Raw genomic sequence first — 16,397 nt, forward strand, 5'->3', positions numbered from 1 at the left:
TGTCGATCATCATGTCGTCGCTAGTCACCCTCACCTCGCCGGTAGGGCAGCCCGTCGGCCGCCGGTGGTCGCAGCCGTTGCGCGGCCAGTGCCAGCACCACCAGCGTGATGATGTGCGGGGTGTAGGGCAGGAACTCCCGGGGCAGCTCGTCGCTGACGTAGTACAGGACGTAGACCACGACCGCGCCGGCCGCCGCCAGCGCCGCGGTCATCCACTTGCGCCGGAACAGCTGCCAGACCACCAGCAGCCCCGCCGCGATCACCGCCGCGTAGAGCAGCGAGTGCACCGTCCCCGGCCCGGAGGACAGCCGCAGGCCGTCGGCGTAGCCGAACAGGCCGGCGCCGGCGAGCGCACCACCGGGACGCCAGTTGCCGAAGATCATCGCGGCCAGGCCGATGAAGCCCCGGTTCGCGGTCTGGCCCTCGGAGTAGATCGCCGGGTTCGAGCCGAGCACGAGCGCGGCACCACCGAGACCGGCGAACGCGCCGGAGGCGATCACCGCGACGTACTTGTGGAAGTACACGTTCACGCCCAGCGACTCGGCCGCGACCGGGTTCTCGCCGCAGGAGCGCAGCCGCAGCCCGAACCGGGTGTGCCAGAGCACCACGTAGGTCGCCACCACCAGCAGGATCGTGATCAGCAGCATCGGCGACACCTTGGTCACCAGGCCCTTGACCAGGCCGGCGACGTCGGAGATCACCACCCGCTGCTCGGCCTCCAACTCACCGAGCCAGTCGCTCAGGCCCGGCGCGGAGTAGGTGTCGAACTGCTCGATCGGCGGCGAGTCCCGGGGGTTGTGCGACAGCGGCTGGAACAGCAGCGTCGACAGGTACTTCGCGACCCCGAGCCCGAGCAGGTTGATCGCCACGCCGGAGACGATGTGGTTGACGCCGAAGCTCACCGTGGCGATCGCGTGCAGCACGCCGCCCAGGGCACCGAACACCGCGCCGGAGAGCACCGCGACCCACGGGCCGCCCTGCAGGCCGCCCCAGGCCGCGCCCCAGGTGCCAAGGACCATCATGCCCTCAAGGCCGATGTTGATCATGCCCGAGCGTTCGGCCCAGATGCCGCCGATGGCGGCGAGCAGGATCGGTAAGCCCAGTGTCACCGTGTTCTGCATGGTCGACGAGGAGGTCAACCGGGGCTCGTCGGTGAGGTAGGAGGTGGTGGCGAGCACGCCGACCACCGCGACCACACCGAGCAGGAAGATCGCCCAGCCGGGCAGGGGCCGGCGCCGGGGCGCCGTGGGCATCGTCATGCCGGACGCGCCGCCCGGCTGCACCTCGACCATGCTCATTTCGCACTCCCCGAGTCCGCCGCGACCGGTTCCACGGTGCCCATCGCCCGGCCGACCCGCTGCTGCTCGGCCGCCCGGTCCATCCGCTTGACGATCTCGTAGGCCACGACCACCGAGAGCACGATCGCGCCCTGCATGATCGTCGCGATCTCGCGGGGCACACCGACGTTGTCCAGCGCGACCTTGGACTTGTCCAGGAACGCCCACAGCAGCGCGCCGAAGGCGATCCCCACCGGGTGGTTGCGGCCAAGCAGCGCGATGCCCAGACCGGCGAAGCCGTAGTTGGCGGGGAAGTTGAGGGTGTAGGCGTGGTCGCGGCCGAGGATCTCCGGCATGCCGACCAGGCCGGCGACCGCGCCGGAGGTCAGCAGCGCGATCATGATCATCTTCTTGGCGTTGACGCCACCCGCGGCGGCCGCGGTCGGCGACTCGCCGGAGGCCCGTAACTCGAACCCGAACCGGGTTCGGTGCAGCACCAGGCCGTAGACCGCCGCGGCGACCACCGCCAACAGCACCAGCCCGAAGATCTGCCCCCGGTCACCGAGATCGACGTTGGGCACCTGACCGGACTCGGGGATCGGCTCGGTGGAGATGTTGTTGCCCACCAGCTCACCGAAGCGATCCTGGGAGATCAGGAAGGCCGCCAGGCCGAACGCGATCCCGTTCATCATGATCGTGGAGAGCACCTCGTGCACCCCGCGGGTCACCTTCAGCACCGCCGGGATCAGCGCCCACAGCGCGCCGGCCAGCATGGCGACCAACAGGATCACCAGCCAGTGCAACACCGGCGGCAACACCAGCCAACTGCCGACGATCGCCGCGACCAGCGCGCCGATCCGGTACTGGCCCTCGACCCCGATGTTCAACAGGTTCATCTGGAAGCCGATGGCCGCCGCCAGCGCGGCCAGCATGTAGATGGCCGTGCTGTTGACGATGTCGACCGCGACCTGGCCCTCACCGACCTGGCCGATCATCACGCCGAGCGCACTGGCGGGGTTGGACCCCGACACCAGCAGGGCTATCGCGCACAGCAGCGCGGAGAACCCGATCGCGAGCGCCGGCGCCAGCAGCGACGAACGCAGCTTGGCGGTCAACTCTCCACTCCTTCGTCAGTGCGGCCGTCGGCCTGATCGGCGGTGTCGTCGGCTGTGTGGTCGACCACGAGGTGACCCTCGTCGTCGGTCGCGCCGGCGCCGGTCATCGCCGAGCCGAGGTCCTCGGGGGTCACCGTCGCCGGGTCGGCGTCGGCGACGAACCGGCCCCGCAACATGACCTTGATCGAGTCGGACAGGCCGATCAGCTCGTCGAGGTCGGCGGAGACCAGCAGCACGGCCAGTCCCCTGGCCCGCGCGGCCCGGATCTGGTCCCAGATGGCGGCCTGGGCGCCGACGTCCACACCGCGGGTCGGGTGCGAGGCGATCAGCAGCAGCGGATCACCGGACAGCTCCCGGCCGATCACCAGCTTCTGCTGGTTGCCGCCGGACAGCGACCCGGCCGCGACCTCGATGCCGGGGGTACGGACGTCGAACTCATCCACGATGCGCCGGGTGTCCCGGCGCGCGCCGTCGACGTCGATCATCATGCCGCGCGCGGTCGGGCGGCGGGTCTGGTAGCCGAGGATCCGGTTGGCCCACAGCGGCTGCTGGAGCAGCAGGCCGTGACGGGTGCGGTCCTCGGGGATGTAGCCGATGCCGGCCTCGCGGCGCTTCTTCGTACCGACCCGGCTCAGGTCGGCGCCGTCGAGGTTGACCACCCCGGACGACGCCTTGCGCATGCCCATGATCGTCTCGACCAGTTCGGTCTGGCCGTTGCCCTCGACCCCGGCGATACCCAGGATCTCGCCGGCGCGGACCGACAGCTCCAGCGAGTCGAGCAGGACACGGTCGTCGGCGGTGCGCAGGGTCAGGTCCCGGACCCGCAGGATCTCCCGGTCCTGGACCGTCGAGGTGCGGGTCTGCGGGCTGGGCAGCTCGCTGCCGACCATCATCTCGGCGAGCTGACGGCTGGTCACCCTGCTGGGGTCGACCGTGCCGACGGTGGTGCCCCGGCGGATCACGGTCACCGTGTCGGCGATGGTCCGGACCTCGTCGAGCTTGTGGGAGATGAACAGGAAGGTGTAGCCGTCGGCGCGCATCGAGCGCAGCGTGCCGAACAGCTCGTCGACCTCCTGCGGGACGAGCACGGCCGTCGGCTCGTCGAGGATGACGATCCGCGCCCCCCGGTACAGGACCTTGAGGATCTCGACCCGCTGCCGGTCGGCCACGCCGAGACGCTCGACCAGGGTGTCCGGGTCGACGTCCAGGCCGGTGGAGTCGGCCAGCTCACGCACCTTCGCCCTGGCCCGGCGGCCGATGCCGTGCAGCGCCTCGGCGCCGAGCACGACGTTCTCCAGCACGGTCAGGTTGTCGGCGAGCATGAAGTGCTGGTGCACCATGCCGATCCCGGCCTTGATCGCGTCGGCCGGCGACTTGAAGTGGATCTGTTCACCGTGCACCCTGATCGTGCCCTCGTCGGGGGTCTGCATCCCGTAGAGGATCTTCATCAGGGTCGACTTGCCGGCACCGTTCTCCCCGCACAGGGCGTGGACCTCGCCGGAGCGAACGGACAGGTGGACGTCGGAGTTGGCGACCACGCCTGGGAACCGTTTGGTTATGCCGGTCAACTCGACGGCCTGCGCGCTGGTTCGCGCGGTGTCGGACATCGGATGGCGCCCTTCTCTCACGTCAAATGCCCGTGGGTGTACGGCCGGTGCGCCGTACACCCACGGGTTTGACGCCGATACCTCAGCTACCGGTCGGGGAGTCCTCGACCGTGACCTTGCCGTCGATGATCTGCTGCTTGTACGACTCGACCCACTCCTGGGTCTCGGCGTCGATCTTGCCGCCGGTGGTGGAGTAGCCGACGCCGTCGACCTTCAGGTCGAAGACCGGGGGAAGGCTGGCGAGGTCGTTGGCCGCGACCGCGGAGATGTAGTCGTACACCGCCACGTCGACCCGCTTGAGCATGGACGAGATGATCACGTCCTTGAACTCGGCGACCGTCTCCTGGTTGTACTGGTCGGAGTCGACACCGATGGCCATCACACCGGCCTCGTGGGCCGCGGCGAACACACCCTTGCCGGACGCGCCGGCGGCGTGGTAGATCACGTCGGCACCGCCGTCGATCAGGCCCTTCGCGGTGACCTGGCCCTTGGGGGCGTCGGTGAACCCGGTCAGGTCGCCGGCCTCGGTGATGTAGCGCGACTCGATCGTGGCGTCCGGCGCGACGGCCTTGACACCCTGCTCGAACCCGGCCTGGAACTTCTGGATCAGCGGGACGTTCACGCCGCCGACGAAGCCGATGTTGCAGCTCTCGCTCTTGAGCGCGGCGATGACGCCGACCAGGAAGGAGCCCTCGTGCTCGGCGAAGCCGAGGAACGTGACGTTCTCCGGAGCGCCCTCGGCGAAGCCGTCGACGACCGCGAACTTGATGTTCGGGAACTGCTTGGCGACCGCGACCACGGCCTCGGAGTAGGCGAAGCCCACCGAGACGATCGGGTTGTGGCCCTCGGTGGCGAGCTGACGCAGGCGGGTCTGCTTGGCGTCCTCGCTCTCCTGGTCGGAGGCCGTGAGCTCCTTGGTGTTCTCCTTCTTCACGCCCAGTTGGGCGATCGCCTCGTCGAGCCCGGCCGCGGCCGAGTCGTTGAACGACGCATCGCCCCGGCCGCCGATGTCGAAGGCCAGGCCGACCTTGAGCTTGCTGCCGTCGACGTCGGCCGCCGTCTCGGTCGTGCTGGTCTTACCCTCGGCTGCTGCCGGCTTGTCCACGGTCTGACAACCGGCCGCGGCACCGTTCTGGTTGCCGGACCCGTTGTCCGAGGATGCGGAATCCTTCGCACACCCAACCACGGACAGCACGCTGGTCAAAGCGATCGCGGTGACCGCGACTCCCCGCTTGAAGCGCAAGGCTTTCTCCCTCCCGGGCTGCGGCGTCCGACATGCGCCGGACGCAAACTTATTCGCGAGACCGTACTCCGCGACGGAAGAAGTGCTACTGCCGCGTAGTGGCGCGTGACCCAATCGTTTTCGCGCCGGGTCCCGGGGGCACACAACGTGATCGTTCGCGTGCGGTCCGCCTCTTCGCGAGGCGTTGTACCACGACCGCCCCTCGGCGACCAGGTCCAAATGGCCCCCAGAGCCGAGTTGTCCACAGGTCAGGGAGTTGTCCACAGAACCGGGATCGACTCCCCCGGACCGTCTTTTTCGGGGGGACGATCGAGGCATGCGATCAACCCGACGTCACACCAGCGCCCGCTCGTCCACCACCCGGAAACCGATGCCCGCCCGCGTCAGCCGCCTGATCAACGCGTCGCCCATGGCGACCGCGGTGGTCACCTGGCCCGCGGTCGACGGCAGGTCGTCGAACGCCAGACACAACGCCGACTCGGCCAGCATCTTGGCGGTCTCCCCGTACCCGGGGTCGCCGCCACTCACCTCGGTCAGCACCCGCCGGCCGCCACCCTGCGCGACGAACCTGGCACGGAACCAGGACTTCGCGCGCCGCTGCTCGCTCGGCCCCTCGCCCGGCCGCGCCCTGGACAGCAGCAGCCGGCGCCCCGGCGGCACCTGCGCCAGCAGCACCGCCGCACCGATCCCGCCGAGCACCGCGGCGGCGACCGGAAGGCGACTCACCGTGAGGTGGTGGCCGTAGCTGAAGTCGGGGCCGTAGCGATCGAGCGCCCTCGCCGAGCGCAACACCACCTGCGGGTCGATCACCGGCGCGGGCAACGCCCACGCGCCAACGGTCCTCTCGTAGCGGGGCACCGCCTTCGCACCACGCACCCGCCGGTCGGTCGGCCGACCCTCGACCCGCCGGCGCCGCGCGGCGATCGCGGCCGCCTTGCGCAGCCGCGAGACGGCGGTGACCGCGGAGTACAGCGTGCCGCCGGAGAAGGTCGCCGAACCGGAGACGTAACCCTGGACCTGGATCGGCACCCCCGCCGGCAACTGGGCGACGGTGAAGTAGGTGCCGAGATCGGCCGGAATGGAGTCGAACCCACAGCAGTGCACCAGCCGAGCCCCGGTGACGCTGGCCCTGGCGTGATAGGTGAGGTACATCCGGTCGGTGAACTCCGGCTCCCCGGTGAGGTCGAGGTAGTCGGTCCCCTCCTCCGCGCACGCGGCGACCAACGGTTCGCCGTGCAGCAGGTAGGGCCCGACCGTGCTGGCCACCACCCGGCTGCGCGCCGCCACGGCACGCAGCGAGGGCGGGTCGGTCACGTCCGCGTGGAGGAGTTCGAGCTTCGCGCAGGCGGGATTGATCACCGCCAGCCGGTCGCGCAACGCCGCCAACTTCGCCACGTCCCGACCGGCCACCGCCCACCGGCAACCGGTCGGCGCTTCGGCCGCCAGGTAGTCGGCGGTCAGCCCGCCGGTGAAACCGGTCGCCCCGAACAGCACCACGTCGAACTCACGGCCCACCGACATGCCTGAAACCCCTTTCCTACCCAGAAGTAGCCGACCCTACCGACCCGTTCCCGAGCGGGCATCCGCCCGCCGGCCCCAAAGTTAGGATCCCTCGCATGGCCCAGCTCGACCTCCAGCGCATGGTCACCCGCAACACCAACGACATCGCGGCACTCTACGAACTCAGCACCGAAACCAACGACAACGTCAAGAGCCTCAAATCCCTCACCACCACCATCGACCAACGTCTCACCAACCTCGAAACGCTCCACCACCAGTTCGCCGCCGATACCGGCGAACGTCTCAGGAGTATCGAGCGGACCGTCAACGCCGTGGCCGCCCAGCTCAGCACTCTCACGACGACCATCGGTGACCTGTCCGCCCGCCAGACCACCACCGAGCGCCACGTCATCGAGTTGAAAGAGGTGTTCACCGGGTTCGAGAGCCGGACCTCCACACTGGAGGGCAGGGTCGACGGGCTCGTCACCAGGATGGACCGTGTCGAGACCACAGTGGACACACGGGAGGACGGGAAGGCGGACTGAGAACCGGGAAGGCCGAACAGCTCGCCCACCCCCGCGGCGGGTCGGCCCTGAACCGGCAAAGGGTGGGCCGCCAGCCGGCGGCCCACCCTCACAGGAAGTCATGTCCCCCGGTCACGTCCAGAAGACGGCCAGGCCGACGTTGAGCACGACCAGCCCACCCAGAACCGGGTTGAGCCACGACGGGGCCGGCTTCTTCTTGAGCGTGTAGGTCAGGGCCAGGCCGCCGATCACGAGCAGCACCAACATCTTGATGCCCAGCTTCATGTGGTTGTACTCGGTGTCGGTGGTCGGGGCCAACAGTTGCAGTGCCAGACCGGTCACCAGTTGCAGGCCGGCGCCGTGCAGCCAGCCGGCGTTGAGCTGCCCGCCGGCGGGCACCCGGCGCTGCACCAGGAACGAACCGATCAGCACGGCCATACCGAGCAGATGGAGGAACACCAACAACAGCCGCACGAACTCCACGAAAGGTCTCCTTGGGTCGGCCAGGCCGGGTCAGCCCGTGGGAACCCAGTTCTAGCAGGTCCGCCGATGTGACCTGGCCCGCCGGGTCAGCTGCCGGCGGGGCGGTCGAGGAACTTGCCGCGTGCCTGCGCGTAGCGCTCGCGCAGGCCCGGGGTCGGTTTCCCGGTCACCTCGTCGACGGCACCCAGCCGCCAGCGGGGTGGGCTGTCGGTGCCGGTCAGTGCCCAGGCCGCCTGGCGGGCGGCGCCGTCGGCGACGTACTCGCCGGGTTCGGGGACGACCACCGGGCGGCCCAGGACCAGCGGGGCCACCTGGCGCACCGCCGCCGACCTGGCGCCGCCGCCGACCAGCAGGATCCGGTCGGCGCGGCAGCCCTGGGCGACCAGCGCGTCCATCGCGTCGGCCAGGCCGCAGAGCACGCCCTCGACGGCGGCCCTCGCCTGGTGGGCGGGGGTGGCGTTGGCCAGGCGCAGGCCGTGCAGCGCACCGGTGGCGGTGGGCAGGTTCGGGGTCCGTTCACCCTCCAGGTACGGGACCAGGACCAGGCCGTCGGCACCGGGCGGGGCGGACAGGGCCAGCTCGGCGAACGTGTCCTGGTCGACGCCGATCATCCTGGCGACCGCGTCCAGGACCCGGGCGGCGTTGAGGGTGCAGACCAGCGGCAGGTACCGGCCGGACGCGTCGGCGAAACCGGCGACCAGGCCGGAGGCGTCGGCGCTTGGCTTGTCGGCCACGGCGAACACCGTGCCGGACGTGCCGATGGACACCACGACGTCGCCGGGTTCGGCGCCGACGCCGAGAGCGGCGGCCATGTTGTCGCCGGTGCCCGCGCCCACCAGGGCACCGGAGGCCAGGCGGCCGGCGGTGTCCGACGGGCCGAGCACGGTCGGCAGGCCGGGTACCCGGCCCAGGGCCAGTTCGAGCAGGTCGGGCCGGTAGCGGCCGGTCGCCGGGGAGAAGTACCCGGTGCCGGAGGCGTCGCCACGGTCGGTGGTCAGCGTGGTGATGTCGCCGGTGCCGCGCAGCTTCCACGTCAGGTAGTCGTGCGGCAGGCACACGGCGGCGGTGGCGGCGGCCGAGTCCGGCTCGTGCTCGGCCAGCCAGCGCAGCTTGGTCACGGTCACCGACGCGACCGGGACCACACCGACCGCGTCGGCCCACGCCGCCGCGCCGCCCAGTTCGTCGATCAGGGCGGTGGCGGCGGGGGCCGAGCGGGTGTCGTTCCACAGCAGGGCGGGGCGGACCACCTCCCCGGTGTCCGACAGGCACACCATCCCGTGCTGTTGGCCGGCGACCGAGACGGCGGCGACGTCGTCGACGCCGCCGGCCCGCTCGATCGCGACCTCCAGTGCCTCCCACCACGCCGTGGGGTCCACCTCGGTCCCCTCGGGGTGCCGGGCGGATCCGCTGCGCACCAGCGCACCGGACTCCGCGTCTCGCACCACCACCTTGCAGGACTGGGTCGACGAGTCGACCCCGGCCACCAGCGGCATGGTCCCCAACCTCCGAACGACAGACAGGCTCCGAGCAACGAACCGAGAAACTAGAACCGCACTCCGACGAGATAGTCGTAACCCGTCTTCGCGCACCTGAGCGCGTCGACCGGCTCGTCGTTCTCGACGATGTACTCGTCGACCTCCAACGGCCAGTTCGACCGGAAGATGCGGGGGAAGTCGATGTTCCCCTCGCCCAGGTCGGCGAAACCGCCGTCGGGGGCGCGGTCCTTCACGTGGTACTGCCTGACCCGGCCGGCCACCTTGTAGAACTCGCCGACCGGGTCGCCGCCACCGACCACCACCCAGTACAGGTCCATCTCCAGGCTGACGTTGCGCCGCGAGGTCCCGCGCACCAGCACGTCCCACGGCCGCACGCCGTCGATCCTGGCGAACTCGTGGGCGTGGTTGTGGTAGCCGAACCCGATCCCGGCGCGCCGGTAGAGCTTGCCGGCCGCGTCCAGGCGACCGGCGAACTCCCGCCACTCGGCCAGCGTCGGGTAGCTCGCCCAGGCCACGTTGCTGCGGCGGTTGCCGAGGATCTTCGCGTCGGCGATGGCCTGGTCGAGGTCACCGTCGATGCCGACGTGGGTCGAACTCGCCCGCAGGTGGTAGCGGTCGAGAATGGCGCGGAACTCGGTGGCGCTGCGGCCGTAGGTGCCGGCCAGCTCGACCTTGCGGTAGCCGATGTCGGCCAGCGCGGAGAGCGTGCCCTCCAGGTCGGTCTCCAGGACCGAACGCAGCGTGTAGAGCTGGATGCTGATCTTGTCCTTGGGTACCCGCCGCGACCACGGCCGGCCGCCGCCGCGCTCACCGGTCGCGCTCGCGGTGCCGGGTAACGCCGCGGCCGCACCGGCCGCCACGGCACCGGCCGCCGCGCCGCGCAACATCGTCCTTCTGGAGAGAGCCATGACGAATCCCTTCGTTGGAACCTGTCGGAATCAGTCCCCCGGTGCCCCGTCAGTCCTTGGTGGAGAAGGCGGCGTCGAACGCCGCGGTCGGCTTGTCGAAGATCAGGTTGCGGATGAACGTCACCGCCTCCTCGGCCCCCCGCAGCCGGTCCATGCCGGCGTCCTCCCACTCCACCGAGATCGGGCCGGTGTAGCCGATCGCGTTGAGCGCGCGGAACGACTCCTCCCACGGCACGTCACCGTGGCCGGTGGACACGAAGTCCCAGCCGCGCCTCGGGTCGGCCCACGCCAGGTGGCTGCCGAGCCGGCCGTTGCGGCCGTCGAAGCGCTTCTTCGTGTCCTTGCAGTCCACGTGGTAGATGCGGTCGGCGAAGTCCAGGATGAACCCGACCGGGTCGAGGTCCTGCCACACGAAGTGCGACGGGTCCCAGTTCAGGCCGAACGCCGGCCGGTTGTCCACCGCCTCCAGGGTCCGTTTGGTCGTCCAGTAGTCGTAGGCGATCTCCGACGGGTGCACCTCGTGCGCGAACCGCACCCCGACCTCGTCGAACACGTCCAGGATCGGGTTCCACCGGCGGGCGAAGTCGGCGTAGCCGTCGTCGATGACCTCCTGGGACACCGGCGGGAACATCGCCACGTACTTCCAGATCTTCGAGCCGGTGAACCCGACGACGGTGTTCACCCCGAGCTTGGCCGCCGCGCGGGCGGTGTCGGCCAGTTCGGCCGCGGCGCGCTGGCGCACGCCCTCGGGTTCCCCGTCGCCCCAGATGCGGGCCGGCAGGATGTTGCGGTGCCGCTCGTCGATCGGGTCGTCGCAGATCGCCTGGCCGACGAGGTGGTTGGAGATGGTCCACACCTTCAGGCCGTGCGACTCCAACTGCGCGAGCTTGTTGGCCACGTAGTCGTCCTCGGCCAGTGCCCGGTCCACCTCGAAGTGGTCGCCGGAGCAGGCGATCTCCAGCCCGTCGTAACCCCACTGCGCGGCGAGCTTGCACACCTCCTCGAACGGGAGGTCGGCCCACTGGCCGGTGAACAGGGTGACTGGTCGACTCATCGTCGAACTCCTTCCGGTACGCCAATTCCTTGCAGTCGCAACAACAGGTCGTGTACCTCGGTCGCGCCGAGGGCTCCGCCGGGTTCGGCGTCGGGCACCGAACACAGCAGCACCGGCCCGTCCTCCGGCCGGTCGGGCAACCGTCCGTGCGAGCCCCGCACGCAGGTCGGGTCGAGTGGCACCACGCTCATCGCGTAGCGCAGGCCGGCCTTCTTGCGCACCAGGTTCAGCCCGGCCTTGGCCTTGGCCAACCTGTCGGCCGGGTCGAAGAACAGCTCGGCCGGGTCGTAGCCGGGCTTGCGGTGGATCTCCACGCCGCGTGCGAAGTCCGGTGCGCGGTCGTCATCGAGCCAGTAGTAGTAGGTGAACCACGCGTCGGGCTCGGCGGTGACCACGAGCTCGCCCGAGCGCGGGTGGTCGATGCCGTACTTCGCCTGCTCCTCGCGGCCGAGCACCTCGTCGACGCCGGTCAGCTCGCCGAGCAGTTCGCGCACCCTGGGCAGGTCCTGGGAGTCGTTGACGTACACGTGCGCGACCTGGTGGTCGGCCACCGCGAACGCCCGCGACGTCCACGGGTCCAGGTACTCCATGCCGGCCTGGGTGTAGACCTCCAGCAGTCCCTCGGTGCGCAGCAGGCGGTTGATGTCGACCGGGCGGCGCACCGGCGTGATGCCGTACTCGGAGAGCGCGACGACGGTGGCGCCGGCGTTCTGCGCGTCGGCCAGCAGCGGGCCGAGCGCGGCGTCGACCTCGCGGGCGGCCTGCGCGGCCTGCGGGGCGTCCGGGCCGAAGCGTTGCAGGTCGTAGTCCAGGTGCGGGACGTAGACCATGACCAGGTCGGGGTGGTGTTCGGCGAGCACCTTGCGGGCCGCGCCGATGATCCACTCGCTGGACCGCAGCGCGGCGGTGGGCCCCCAGTACTGGAACAGCGGGAACTCGCCGAGCGCGCCGACCAGCTCGTCGTGCAGGGCCGGCGGACGCACGTAGGCGTCGGGCGACTTGCGGCCGTCGGCGTGGTAGATCGGCCGGGGGGTGACCGTGATGTCGGTACTGGCGCCCATGGCGTACCACCAGCAGACGTTGGCCGCGGTGTAGCCGGGCACCCGCGCCCGCGCGGCCTCCCAGACCTTGTCCCCTTCCACCAGCCGGTTGTGCTGGCGCCACAGGTGGATCTCGCCGACGTCGCGGAAGTACCAGCCGTTGCCGACGATCCCGTGGCTGGCCGGCATCGCGCCGGTCAGGAACGTCGACTGGGCACTGCAGGTCACCGCCGGCAGCACGGTGCCCAGTTCGGCCTGCCAGCCCCGGTGGGCCAGCGCGGACAGGTTGGGCATGTACCGCAACAGTTTCGGCGTCAGTCCCACGACGTCGAGCAGCACCAGCCGGGTGGTCGACACGGTCACCGGACCCCTCCCTCCTGGCCGAGCAGCTGGGCGGCGGCCCAACGCAGCTCGGCGGCGATGCCGCGGATCAGGGCGGTGTCCCCACCGTTGCCCGCGGTCTCTGGCAGCACACTCCAGGTGTAGGTCTCCACCTCGATGTGCGGCAATTCCTCCACAGTGGACTCCAGGGCCGCCACCGCGCCCCGCAGGACGTCGGTGGTCGCCGACAGCGGGGCGGCCGGGCGGGCGTGCAGCGGCACGTGGAAGTGCACCCGCCAGGCGCGCTGGGCCGGCAGCTCGGCCAGGGCCTGGGGCAGGTCGTCGGAGCCGAGGACCGCGCCGTCGCCGGTGCGCTCGCGCACCTGGTGCAGGTAGCGCGGCTCGGTGAAGTCGGCCAGCGCCGCCTGCGCCGCCTCGCTGGCCGGCTCCTCGACCTGCAACGCCGCCGAGGCCTGCACCTTCACCACCGACAGCCCGGCCCGGTGGATCGCGGCGACGGTCTCGGCCGGGTCGGCGAAGGACACCGCCAGGTGGCAGGTGTCCAGGCAGAGTCCGACGAACCGCGGGTCGACCCGGTTCGCCAGCCAGCTCACCGCGTCGGCCACGGTGTCCAGCACGCAGCCCGGCTCCGGCTCGACGGCCAACCGGATCGGCCGCCCGTCCCGCCGCGCCATCCCCGCCAGCACACCGGTCAGCTCGGCGAACGCCGAGGTGGCGGCCGTGTCGTCGGCGCCGTCCCACGGGGCGCGCCAGGCCAGCGGCAGGGTCGAGATGCTGCCGTAGCTCGCGGTGTCGGGCAGCAGGTCGGCCAGCACGGTCGCACAGTCCACCGTGTACTCGAGACGTCGGGGATCGGTCCACTGCGGACGGTACACCGAGTGCTTGACCACGTCGTCGTGGAAGCCGCCGTAGGGGAAGGCGTTGAGCGTGTACACCTCCAGGCCGCGCGCGTCCAGCTCGGCGCGCAGCCGGGCCCGCAGCGCCGGGTCGCCGGCCAGCTCACCGGCCAGCCCCGCCGGCAGCCACAGCCCGAGCCCGAGCACGTCGACCCCGACCAGCCGGCGCACCGGCTCGGCGTAGCGGTCCAGCTGCGCCAGCACACCCGGCAGGTCCTCCGCCGGGTGCACGTTGGTGCAGTAGGACAGTGGGGTCACGCGCCACCGCCGCGCAGCACCGAGTTGCCGGCGAAGGTGTCGGTGGACGCGGTGAACCCGGGCAGCTCGTCGAGCACCAGCCGATCGCTCTGGCCGTAGAACTCGACCGGGTTCTGCCACAGCACCTTGTCCACATCGGACTCGTCGAAGCCGGCCTCCAGCATGGCCAGGCCGGTCTTGTACGTCTTGAGCGGGTCCGAGCGGCCCCAGTCGGCGGCGGAGTTGACGATCATCCGGTCGGTGCCGTACTCGCGGAGGATGGCGACCATCCGCTGCTCGTCCATCTTGGTGTCCGGGTAGATCGAGAAACCCATCCAGCAGCCGGAGTCGGCGACCACCGCGACCGTCGGCTCGTTGAGGTGGTCGACCAGCACCCGTCCGGGGGCCAGGCCCGACTCGCGCACCACGTCGACCGTGCGCCGGGTGCCGGCGAGCTTGTCCCGGTGCGGGGTGTGCACCAGCGCCGGCAGCTCGTGCTCGACGGCCATCGCCAGCTGGGCGGCCAGGACCTCGTCCTCCTCGGGGGTCATCGAGTCGTAGCCGACCTCGCCGACGGCGACCACGCCGTCCTTGGCGAGGTAGCGGGGCAGCACGTCGAGCACCTCGCGGCAGCGGGGGTCGTTGGCCTCCTTGGGGTTGAGCGCGATGGTGCAGTGGTGGCGGATGCCGAACTGCGCGGCCCGGAACCGCTCCCAGCCGATGAGGCTGTCGAAGTAGTCGGTGAACGAGGCGACGCTGGTCCGCGGCTGCCCCAGCCAGAACGCCGGCTCGACCAGCGCGCGGACGCCGACGGAGTACATGGCCTCGTAGTCGTCGGTGGTCCGCGAGGTCATGTGGATGTGCGGGTCGAAGATCCTCACGAGCGAACCTCCAGCAGTCGTTCCGCGTCGGCCGGAACGTCCCGGCCGGCGGCGCGCCGTTCGTCGGCATAGTCGGAGACCATGCGCCGCAGCTCGGCGTCGGCACGCCGGTCGAGGTCGGCGACCGCGGCCAGCGGCACGCCGACGAACAGGCACTTGAGCACGCCGTGGCGCCAGGCGTGCGCGTCGAGGTGCCGGGCGCCGAAGGCGCCCATGGCGGCGGCGACCAGCCGGATGTCGTTGGCACGCAACGCGTCCCGCACGATCTCCAGCCCGGTACCGGCGACCTCCTCTGGCAGCGCCCCGAGCCCGCGCAGCACCCCCCGGCGTTCGGCGTCGTCGCCGTAGCGGTACAGCTGGGCGATCTCGGTGGTCAGCGCCTCACCGGCGAGGACCCCGGCCAGCACGGTGAGCAGCCGGGTGCGGGCGAGGTCGTCGACGGTGCCGTGCACCAGACCCTGCGGGTCGGACTCGGGACGCAGCGGCGCCCGGCCGACCTTGCGCCCGACGGCGGGGAACAACGTCGCGATCGCGGCCGGGTCGGCCCGCACCCGGTCCTCGGCGTCGACCAGCCAGGGATGATCCACCTGTGTCACCCACTCCACCTCGCCTTCCACAGTTCGGGGCGCCCGGTCGGGCACCATCGCCGCGCGCAGCGCGCTGATCGCCGTGGCGGCGACGTCGGGCGCCGCGTGGCTGTGCCGGGGAAGCTCGACCGCCGCGACACCGGTGTAGCCGACCTCGTCGAGCGCGGCCAGGGTCGCGGCGAGGTCCAGGTCACCTTCGCCGAACTCCAGGTGCTCGTGCACCCCGGGGCGCATGTCGTCGAGCTGCACGTTGACCAGCAGGCCGGCGGCTTCCCGCACACACGCCGGCGCGTCCTGGGGTTCGACGGCCACGCAGTGCCCGACGTCCAGGGTGATGCCGAGCAGCTCGGGTTCGCCGAGGTCGGCGCGCAGGTGCAGCGCGTCGGCCAGCCGCTCGACGAACATCCCCGGCTCCGGTTCGAGTCCCAGCCGGACGCCGAGCGGGGTGGCCTCGTCGAGCACGGTCGACACCCCGGTGCGCATCCGCCGCCACGCCAGCTCCGGGTTCACCGACGAGGGCCGGATCCCCGACCAGAAGGACACGCAGTCCGCGTCCAGCTCGGCGGCGATGCGCACCGCGCGGCGCAGGAAGTCGATCCGGGCGGCGGGTTCGTCGCACACCAGCGTCGGGTGGTGCTTGCGGCTGGGGTCGAGCAGGTAGCGGGCGCCGGTCTCGACCACGCAGCGCAGCCCGAGCCGGGCGAGCAGCCGCGCGACCCGGTCGGTCTCGGCGAGCACGTCGTCGTCGTAGGGGTCGAGGTGGTGGTGGTCGAGGGTGAGCGCGACGGCCGTGTAGCCGAGGTCGGCGATCAGCCGGAGCGCGTCGTCGAGGCGGTGGTTGGCGAACCCGTTGGTCCCGTACCCGAGGTGGAAGGCGCTCATGTCGGGCTCACCTTCCGTGACAGCCGGCGGGCCAGCGGCAGCGCGGCGACCACCGCGAGCGCGCCCAGCAGCGAGCCCCGGCGCGCGGCCAGTGCCGCCTGCAACGGCACCATGCCGTGGATCCCGGCCATGGTGGCGCGCCGGACGGTGTCGGCCGACGGGTCGTCGCGGGCGGCGAGCTGCGCGCGCCCGACGGTCGCCGAGTACAGCGCCCCGGCGGTGAGCGCGCCGAGCCGGTGGCGCCCGGAGTGGGCGTGGCCGCCGACCGCCGCGACGCTGGCCGCCGCCGTGGCGGCGAGCGCGGTCGCGGCCGAGGCGGGCGACC

Annotated in this window: 14 protein-coding genes and 1 pseudogene; 1 reads left to right on the forward strand and 14 read right to left on the reverse strand. The window is 71.2% G+C overall.

Going from position 1 to position 16,397, the window contains the following annotated elements; all coding sequences use genetic code 11:
* Positions 1 to 20 precede the first annotated feature (20 nt).
* From BLA60_RS40140 to BLA60_RS40160, 5 genes are all read right to left on the reverse strand, one after another.
* Positions 21 to 1,298: an ABC transporter permease gene (locus BLA60_RS40140; RefSeq protein WP_084736103.1), complete on the reverse strand. Its 1,278-nt coding sequence runs from the start codon at positions 1,296 to 1,298 to the stop codon at positions 21 to 23.
* Positions 1,295 to 2,392, reverse strand: coding sequence for an ABC transporter permease (locus BLA60_RS40145; protein ID WP_245812489.1), 1,098 nt, complete (start codon positions 2,390 to 2,392; stop codon positions 1,295 to 1,297). Before BLA60_RS40145 ends, BLA60_RS40140 begins: the two co-directional genes overlap by 4 nt.
* A complete protein-coding gene (locus BLA60_RS40150; protein WP_084736104.1) occupies positions 2,389 to 3,999 on the reverse strand; it encodes an ABC transporter ATP-binding protein in 1,611 nt (536 codons plus the stop codon). Before BLA60_RS40150 ends, BLA60_RS40145 begins: the two co-directional genes overlap by 4 nt.
* Before the next feature lie 82 nt (positions 4,000 to 4,081).
* On the reverse strand, positions 4,082 to 5,242 hold the full coding sequence (locus BLA60_RS40155) for a BMP family lipoprotein (RefSeq protein WP_075138338.1): 1,161 nt from the start codon (positions 5,240 to 5,242) through the stop codon (positions 4,082 to 4,084).
* A 333-nt stretch (positions 5,243 to 5,575) separates the two neighbouring features.
* Positions 5,576 to 6,763, reverse strand: coding sequence for a saccharopine dehydrogenase family protein (locus BLA60_RS40160; protein WP_075138339.1), 1,188 nt, complete (start codon positions 6,761 to 6,763; stop codon positions 5,576 to 5,578).
* Between the two features lie 95 nt (positions 6,764 to 6,858).
* On the opposite strand from BLA60_RS40160, the gene BLA60_RS40165 reads away from it, so the two are divergent.
* Positions 6,859 to 7,287, forward strand: a complete 429-nt coding sequence (locus BLA60_RS40165; protein WP_075138340.1) for a hypothetical protein — start codon at positions 6,859 to 6,861, stop codon at positions 7,285 to 7,287.
* A gap of 111 nt (positions 7,288 to 7,398) precedes the next feature.
* Here BLA60_RS40165 and BLA60_RS40170 read toward each other — a convergent pair whose 3' ends face one another.
* The 9 genes and pseudogenes from BLA60_RS40170 to BLA60_RS44480 all read right to left on the reverse strand — a co-directional run.
* A complete protein-coding gene (locus BLA60_RS40170) occupies positions 7,399 to 7,749 on the reverse strand; it encodes a hypothetical protein (RefSeq protein WP_084736108.1) in 351 nt (116 codons plus the stop codon).
* An 86-nt stretch (positions 7,750 to 7,835) separates the two neighbouring features.
* Positions 7,836 to 9,242 carry a xylulokinase gene (gene xylB, locus BLA60_RS40175; protein WP_075138341.1) on the reverse strand — a complete coding sequence of 469 codons (1,407 nt, stop codon included), beginning with the start codon at positions 9,240 to 9,242 and terminating at the stop codon, positions 7,836 to 7,838.
* Positions 9,243 to 9,292: 50 nt separating this feature from the next.
* Entirely contained in the window at positions 9,293 to 10,153 is an 861-nt protein-coding gene (locus BLA60_RS40180; RefSeq protein WP_075138342.1) for a sugar phosphate isomerase/epimerase family protein, read from the reverse strand.
* 49 nt (positions 10,154 to 10,202) lie between these two features.
* A complete protein-coding gene (locus BLA60_RS40185; protein WP_075138343.1) occupies positions 10,203 to 11,207 on the reverse strand; it encodes a sugar phosphate isomerase/epimerase family protein in 1,005 nt (334 codons plus the stop codon).
* Complete coding sequence (locus tag BLA60_RS40190; RefSeq protein ID WP_281257524.1) at positions 11,204 to 12,610, reverse strand: alkaline phosphatase family protein; 1,407 nt, start codon at positions 12,608 to 12,610, stop codon at positions 11,204 to 11,206. The genes BLA60_RS40185 and BLA60_RS40190 overlap by 4 nt, the downstream gene beginning before the upstream one ends.
* Positions 12,607 to 13,743 (reverse strand): metabolite traffic protein EboE, encoded by a 1,137-nt coding sequence (gene eboE / locus BLA60_RS46045; protein WP_084736109.1) that lies wholly within the window; start codon positions 13,741 to 13,743, stop codon positions 12,607 to 12,609. Before eboE ends, BLA60_RS40190 begins: the two co-directional genes overlap by 4 nt.
* Positions 13,740 to 14,603, reverse strand: a complete 864-nt coding sequence (locus BLA60_RS46050; protein ID WP_075138344.1) for a TatD family hydrolase — start codon at positions 14,601 to 14,603, stop codon at positions 13,740 to 13,742. Before BLA60_RS46050 ends, eboE begins: the two co-directional genes overlap by 4 nt.
* Positions 14,600 to 16,072 carry an EboA domain-containing protein gene (locus BLA60_RS40205; protein WP_075138345.1) on the reverse strand — a complete coding sequence of 491 codons (1,473 nt, stop codon included), beginning with the start codon at positions 16,070 to 16,072 and terminating at the stop codon, positions 14,600 to 14,602. Before BLA60_RS40205 ends, BLA60_RS46050 begins: the two co-directional genes overlap by 4 nt.
* Positions 16,069 to 16,397: pseudogene (locus BLA60_RS44480) on the reverse strand (SCO3242 family prenyltransferase); the annotation flags it as partial. The pseudogene BLA60_RS44480 and the gene BLA60_RS40205, both read right to left, overlap by 4 nt.

Origin of the sequence: Actinophytocola xinjiangensis (assembly GCF_001921215.1) — a bacterium.
In the GTDB taxonomy this organism is placed as follows: Bacteria; Actinomycetota; Actinomycetes; order Mycobacteriales; family Pseudonocardiaceae; genus Actinophytocola; species Actinophytocola xinjiangensis.

Excerpts from the sequence above, each read along its gene's own strand:
- BLA60_RS40140 (WP_084736103.1), bottom strand. The coding sequence starts at position 1,298 with ATGAGCATGGTCGAGGTGCAGCCGGGCGGCGCGTCCGGCATGACGATG.
- BLA60_RS40150 (WP_084736104.1), bottom strand. The coding sequence starts at position 3,999 with ATGTCCGACACCGCGCGAACCAGCGCGCAGGCCGTCGAGTTGACCGGC.
- BLA60_RS40160 (WP_075138339.1), bottom strand. The coding sequence starts at position 6,763 with ATGTCGGTGGGCCGTGAGTTCGACGTGGTGCTGTTCGGGGCGACCGGT.
- BLA60_RS40165 (WP_075138340.1), top strand. The coding sequence starts at position 6,859 with ATGGCCCAGCTCGACCTCCAGCGCATGGTCACCCGCAACACCAACGAC.
- xylB (WP_075138341.1), bottom strand. The coding sequence starts at position 9,242 with ATGCCGCTGGTGGCCGGGGTCGACTCGTCGACCCAGTCCTGCAAGGTG.
- BLA60_RS40180 (WP_075138342.1), bottom strand. The coding sequence starts at position 10,153 with ATGGCTCTCTCCAGAAGGACGATGTTGCGCGGCGCGGCGGCCGGTGCC.
- BLA60_RS40185 (WP_075138343.1), bottom strand. The coding sequence starts at position 11,207 with ATGAGTCGACCAGTCACCCTGTTCACCGGCCAGTGGGCCGACCTCCCG.
- BLA60_RS40205 (WP_075138345.1), bottom strand. The coding sequence starts at position 16,072 with ATGAGCGCCTTCCACCTCGGGTACGGGACCAACGGGTTCGCCAACCAC.